A 400-nucleotide genomic window follows, 5' to 3' on the forward strand; every position below is an offset into this window, starting at 1 on the left:
CCCCCCCCCCCCCCCCCCCCCCCCCCCCCCCCCCCCCCCCCCCCCCCCCCCCCCCCCCCCCCCCCCCCCCCGCCCGACTTACACGCCCATGCCGCACACCGCGATTCGGTCACGGGTCTCGTGGGCTCGGAGATGTGTATAAGAGACAGAGCACGCCCAGTACGACATGCAGCAGCAGCAAGGGTACGCGCCAGGCGTAACGCAGGGGACGCATTAGATCACGACGGGCCGGGGCGGAAACGGTGTGGGTGCTGTCTCTTATACACATCTGACGCTGCCGACGACAACGTTCGGGTGTAGATCGCGGGGGGCGCCGTAGCAGGAAGGGGGGGGGGGGGGGGGGGGGGGGGGGGGGGGGGGGGGGGGGGGGGGGGGGGGGGGGGGGGGGGGGGGGGGGGGG

General features: G+C 76.2%; 1 protein-coding gene. It reads right to left on the reverse strand.

Annotation, left to right across the window (positions count from 1 at the left end):
* Positions 1 to 109: 109 nt before the first annotated feature.
* Entirely contained in the window at positions 110 to 268 is a 159-nt protein-coding gene (locus tag JHD67_RS21525; RefSeq protein WP_199101177.1) for a hypothetical protein, read from the reverse strand.
* Positions 269 to 400 lie beyond the last annotated feature (132 nt).

This window comes from Dyella sp. ASV21 (genome assembly GCF_016428975.1).
Lineage (GTDB): Bacteria > Pseudomonadota > Gammaproteobacteria > Xanthomonadales > Rhodanobacteraceae > Dyella.

Coding starts and splice junctions, on each gene's coding strand:
- JHD67_RS21525 (WP_199101177.1), bottom strand. CDS start 268: ATGTGTATAAGAGACAGCACCCACACCGTTTCCGCCCCGGCCCGTCGT.